At 63.3% G+C, this 5,691-nt stretch carries 4 protein-coding genes; all 4 read right to left on the bottom strand.

Annotation, left to right across the window (positions count from 1 at the left end; translation table 11 throughout):
* Positions 1–269: 269 nt before the first annotated feature.
* Positions 270–689, bottom strand: a complete 420-nt coding sequence (locus EOM25_11795) for an aminoacyl-tRNA hydrolase (GenBank protein ID NCC25855.1) — start codon at positions 687–689, stop codon at positions 270–272.
* Between the two features lie 49 nt (positions 690–738).
* Complete coding sequence (locus EOM25_11790) at positions 739–3,912, bottom strand: efflux RND transporter permease subunit (GenBank protein ID NCC25854.1); 3,174 nt, start codon at positions 3,910–3,912, stop codon at positions 739–741.
* Between the two features lie 15 nt (positions 3,913–3,927).
* Positions 3,928–5,112 carry an efflux RND transporter periplasmic adaptor subunit gene (locus EOM25_11785; protein ID NCC25853.1) on the bottom strand — a complete coding sequence of 395 codons (1,185 nt, stop codon included), beginning with the start codon at positions 5,110–5,112 and terminating at the stop codon, positions 3,928–3,930.
* 33 nt (positions 5,113–5,145) lie between these two features.
* Positions 5,146–5,691 (bottom strand): TetR/AcrR family transcriptional regulator (locus tag EOM25_11780; GenBank protein NCC25852.1); only part of this gene is annotated, 546 nt, incomplete at its 5' end.

The following is a 5,691-nucleotide window of genomic DNA, read 5'->3' as shown; positions in this document are numbered from 1 at the left end:
AACCGGCCTATCGTAACGCATGTTGAAGCCAAAGCCTCCAAGAGGAATTGCGGCTGAGTGTAGTTACAAGCCTCGTCCTTCAGGGCGAGGTCGTTGACTGACGATTCGTTCCGGGCCAAGACCTGGGTGGCGGGGATTTTCTTGAAGTATTGGCAAACACTTGGCTATTTTTTTAATTGTGCAAGGAATGGGAAAAGGGGCTGAACGAACTCTAAAAAGATGTGTTGACACATCGAAACACGCTCCAGCTGTGCTTTCGCCCGCAAGCCTCAATCCTCCGAATCCACCGCCCTTCTCCACTTTTTCAGCCGACCGACCCTGCTCTTCGTTTCCAGTCGCTTTTTGGCCGCCGACCTGGGCGGCCTGGTCGGCCTGCGAGGGGCCCGCTCCACCATCGCCTCCAAGATGAACTCCCGAAGTCTGCTCATGGCGTCGTCCCGGTTCTGCTCCTGGGTCCGATGCCTGACGGCCTTGATCACGACCACTCCGTCCCTGGTGATCCGGCGGTCGCTCAGGGCCAGGAGCCCCTGTTTGACGGTCTCGGGCAGGGACGAGGCCCCGACATCGAAAAAGAGGTGAATGCCCGAGGCCACCTTGTTCACGTTCTGGCCTCCCGGACCCGAGGCCCGAATGGCCTGGATCTCGACCTCCGCGTCGGGGATGGAAACATCCTTTGTGACCTGGATCATCGGCCATGACCTCCTTCAGGTGCCCAAGGGAGTCCCCCTTTGGCCCGGGTCAGGAGCCCCCGCTCTCTTTGACCCGGCCGTCCTTTCCGGCGGACCGCCCCATCCCCTTCCGTCCGAAGATCCTGACCACGGTCACGTAGAAGAGGGGAATGAAAAAGATGGCCAGGAAGGTGGCCGTGACCATGCCACCCAAAACTCCGGTGCCGATGGCCGTCTGGGCCCCGGCCCCGGCGCCGCTGGCCAAGGCCAGGGGCAGAACTCCGAATCCGAAGGCCAGGGAGGTCATGACGATAGGCCGCAGGCGGAGCCTGGCCCCTTCCAGGGTGGCCTCTACAAGACCGGCTCCCTCGGCCACCTTGGCCATGGCGAACTGGACGATGAGGATGGCGTTCTTGGTGGTCAGGCCGAGCACAGTCAAAAGTCCGATCTGAAAATAGACGTCGTTGGGAAATCCCCGCCAGGTGGAGGCCAGAATCCCGCCGATGACCCCCAGGGGTAGGGCAAGCATGATGGCAAAAGGCACGGTCCAGCTCTCGTAGAGAGCGGCCAGACAGAGAAAGATGACGATCATGGAAAAAGCGTAGAGGAGCCCGGTCTGGGCCGTGGCCATGCGCTCCTGATAGGAGATGCCGCTCCAGTCGTGACCGATGTCCCGGGGCAGGTCGGCCACGATCTCCTCCAGGGCCTGCATGGCCTCGCCGGTGCTTCGGCCCGGAGCGGCCTCTCCCAGGATGTTCATGGACGGAAAGGCGTTGAAGCGCTCAAGCCTCGGTGCCCCGTACTCCCAAGAGCCGGTGGCGAACGCCGAAAACGGGGTCATGCCTCCAGCGGCGTTGCGGACAAAGAGACGGTCGATGTCGCTGGGCAACATTCTGTATGGGGCGTCGGCCTGGACATAGACCCGTTTGACTCGTCCGCCCTGGATGAAGTCGTTGACATAGGAACTGCCGAAGGCCGCGGAAATTGTGTGGTGGATGGCGTCGATGGACACACCCAAGGCTCCGGCCTTGTCCCAGTCCACGTCCACACGAAATTCCGGGACATCCTCCATGCCGTTGGGCCGGACCCGGGTCAGGCGTTCGTCGCCGGCCGCCTTGCCGAGCAGAGTGTTCCGGGCCTCCATGAGGGCTTCGTGACCCATGCCGCCACGATCCTGGAGCTGGAGGTCGAAGCCCTTGGAGGTGCCCAGCTCGATGACCGCCGGCGGGGCAAAGGCAAAGACCCGGGCGTTGCGAATCCTCGCGAACCGGCCCATGGCCCGGCCGGCCAGGGCGTCCACCTTCAGGTCCGGCCGCTGGCGCTCTGTCCAGTCCTTGAGACGGACGAACCCCATGCCCAGATTTTGCCCGGCCCCGGAAAAGCTCCGGCCCGAGAGGGTCAGAACGGCCTCCACCGCCTCGCTTTCCTCCTCCAAAAAATAGGTCCGGACCTCGTCGATGACGGCATCGGTCAGCTCCCGGGTGGCCCCCGAGGGAAGCTGGACCTGGATCATCATGATCCCCTGGTCCTCGTCGGGCAGGTAGGCCGTGGGCATGCGCTGAAAGAGATGGATCAGACCGCCCACGATGAGCAGATAGACAAGGAGATAGCGGAGCTTGCGGCCCAGGATGTGGCCGACCACGGCCGTGTAGCGATCCCGGATCCAGTTGAAGGACAGATTGAAGTACCGGAAGAAGGGCCGGAACAGAAAAAATCCGGCCTCGGAGGTGTCGTGGCCCTTGGGCACGGGTTTCAGGAGCGAGGCGCAGAGAACCGGGGTCAGGATGAGGGCCACCAGAACAGAGAGGAGCATGGCGGCGATGACCGTCACCGAGAACTGGCGGTAGATGACCCCGGTGGAGCCGCCGAAAAAGGCCATAGGGCCGAACACGGCCGAAAGGACCAGGCCGATGCCGATCAGGGCGCTGGTGATCTCCTCCATGGATTTCCGGGTGGCCTCGCGGGGGGATAGACCCTCGTCCTGCATGACCCGCTCCACGTTCTCCACGACCACGATGGCGTCGTCAACCAGAAGCCCGATGGCCAGGACCATGGCGAACATGGTCAGCATGTTGATGGAGTAGCCCAAAAGACCCAGGACGGCGAAGGTGCCCAGCACGACCACGGGCACGGCCAGGGTGGGGATGATGGTGGCCCGGAAGTTCCCCAAAAAAAGGAACATGACCACGAAGACCAGGAAGATGGCCTCGAAGAGGACCTGAACCACCTCGTCGATGGCCACCTCGATGAAGGGCGTGGTGTCGTAGGGGTAGATGACCTTCATGCCTGGGGGAAAGAACTGGGCCAGTTCCTCCATCTTGTCCCGGATGGCGTCAGCCGTGTCCAGGGCGTTGGCTCCGGCGGCCTGACGGACGGCCATGGCCGCTGCGGGCAGGCCGTTGTGCAAGGCCTCGGTCTCGTAGCGCTCGGTGCCCAGTTCGGCCCGGCCGACGTCGCCCACTCGGACCGTGGCCCCGTCCGGCCCGATGCGCAGGGGCACGGCCTCGAACTCCTCCGGGGTCTTGAGCAGGGTCTGGACGTTGATGGAGGCGTTCAGCCTCTGACCCTCCACGGCCGGGGCGGCCCCGAACTGTCCGGCCGAGATCTCCACGTTGTACGACCGCAGGGCGGCAATGACGTCGGCGATGGTCAGGCCGTACTTGGTCAGCCGGTCGGGATCCAGCCAGATCCGCATGGCGTACTGGCCCCCGAAGCTCTCCACCTCGCCCACGCCGGGCACCCTGGCCAGAACCTTTTCCACATTGGACTGGGCGTAGTCGCGCAGGTCGTTGCCGTCCATGCTCCCGTCCTCGGAGACCAGGCCGACGATCATGAGATAGTTCCGGGTGGACTTGCTGACCTTGACTCCCTGGCGCTGGACCACGTCGGGCAGGCTGGCCATGGCCAGTTGAAGCTTGTTCTGGACCTGGGACCAGGCCAGGTCCGGGTCCGTTCCCGGGGCGAACGTCAGCTCGAGGCGTCCGCTGCCCGAGGAATCGCTGACCGCCGTCATGTACAGGAGCTTGTCGAACCCGGTCATCTTCTGTTCGATGATCTGGACGACGCTGTTCTCCACGGTCTCGGCCGAGGCCCCGGGGTAGAAGGCGTCGATGGCGATGGAAGGCGGAGCGATGGGCGGGTACTGGGAAATTGGCAGGTTGTGGATGGCCAGACCCCCGGCCAGCATGATGATGATGGCGATGACCCAGGCGAAGACCGGACGATCGAGGAAGAATTTGGACAACATGGACGCCCCCGCTCAGTTGGCGACGGCCGCGTCTGGGCCAGCGGGTTTCGCGAAGGGCACGGGTTTTACCACCGTACCCGGCCGGGCATTGATGGCCCCCTCGACCACCACCCGGTCCCCGGGGGCCAGGCCGCTCTTGACCAGCCATTGGTCGCCCAGGGCCCGGTCCAGGATCAATTTTCGCTGCCGGACCGTGTCGCTCTCGTCCACCACCAGGACCATGGGCTCGCCCTTGTGATTCCGGGTCACGCCCTGCTGGGGAACGAGAATGGCCTCGTCGACCACCCCTTCCTGGATCTCGGCCCGGACGTACATCCCCGGCAGGAGGAGCGTGTCCGGATTGGGGACCAGGATGCGAAGAATGTAGGAGCCGGTGGTCGGATCCACGGTGACGTCCCGGAACTGGAGCGTGCCCTCCTGGGGATAGGCACTCCCGTCCTCCAGAAGCAGGCGGACCTTGCGACCGTTTTTGCCGTCGGTGTTGATCAGACCGGTTTCAAGATTCCGACGCAGGCGAAGAAAGTCCACGGATGACTGGGCCACGTCCACGTGGATGGGGTCGAGTTGCTGGATGGTGGACAGAGGCACGGCCTGGTAGGCCGTGACCAGGGCGCCCACGGTGACGTTGGAACGGCCGATGCGTCCGGAAATGGGGGCCGTGATTCGGGTGTACTCGACATTGATCCGGGCCGACTCGACCTGAGTTTCCCAATACATGATGTCGGCCAGGACCTGTTCCAGGGCGGCCGAGGCGTCGTCGTAGTCCTGCCGACCAAGGACGTCTCCTTCCAGAAGGCTCTTGTAGCGTTCGGCCCGGGACCGGATGGCCGGCAGATGGGCCTTGGCCTTGGCCAGGGAGGCCTTGGCCGAATCCAGGGCCACCCGGAACGGGGTGGGATCAATTTGATAGAGCAGGTCCCCGGCCTTGACGTCGGCCCCTTCCTCGAAGAGCCGCTTCTGCAGGATGCCGCTGACCTGGGGTCTGATTTCGGCCACCCCCCGGGATGCCGTACGGCCGGGAAGTTCGACGGTTAGAACCACGGGTCGCGGAGTCATGGTCACCACGGCCACCTCCGGGGGCGGCGGCGACGCCTGCTGGGCCCCAGCGGACCCGGTCGGATTCAGGGCAAGCCAGACGGCAAGAATCGTCAGAATCGAAAACTTCTTTCGTGCGTGGCGAACGGGCCCAGTTTTCATGGCGGTACTCCGCAAGCTGATGGAATGTTTTGGTTACAAAGACTGCTGTTCGGCGAGCAGAGGCTTGAAGAAGATGTCCAGAACCAGGTCCGGGCTCTGGGGGTACGTGAGTTTTTCCGGATCGTGCAACCAGAGAAGGAAAAAGGAATCCATGACATTGTCCAGGGCCACGGCCAAGGCATAGGGCTCGGCGACGGGATTGAACCGCCCACGCTTCATGCCCGACTCGAAGACGGCCGCCAGGCGTTCCAGATGGGCGTAGTATCTCTGGCGTAACTCCTCGTCCAGGCCGGACCTCAGGTTGAAGCCCACCCCCTTGCTTTCGGCCAGGAAGAGCCGGACAAAGGCGAGATTCTCCACGAGTCGCCGGGCCTTGGTCTCCACATAGGCCCGAAGCTTTTCCGCCTCGTCGGCCTCGGCTTCCAAGACGTTTTGAATGGCCAACTCGAAGCTCTCGCACTTTTCCAGAACCAGACTCCGGTACAGGTCCTCCTTGCTCGGAAAAAACTTGTACAGAGTGCCGGTGGCGAACTCGGTTCGTTCGGCGATCTCCTGCATGGAGACGTTGTGGTAGCCTTT

This window comes from Deltaproteobacteria bacterium (genome assembly GCA_009929795.1).
Classification (GTDB): domain Bacteria; phylum Desulfobacterota; class Desulfovibrionia; order Desulfovibrionales; family Desulfomicrobiaceae; genus RZZR01.
The sequence above is the reverse complement of the archived record's forward strand: the minus strand, read 5'-3'. Positions and strand labels throughout refer to the sequence as shown.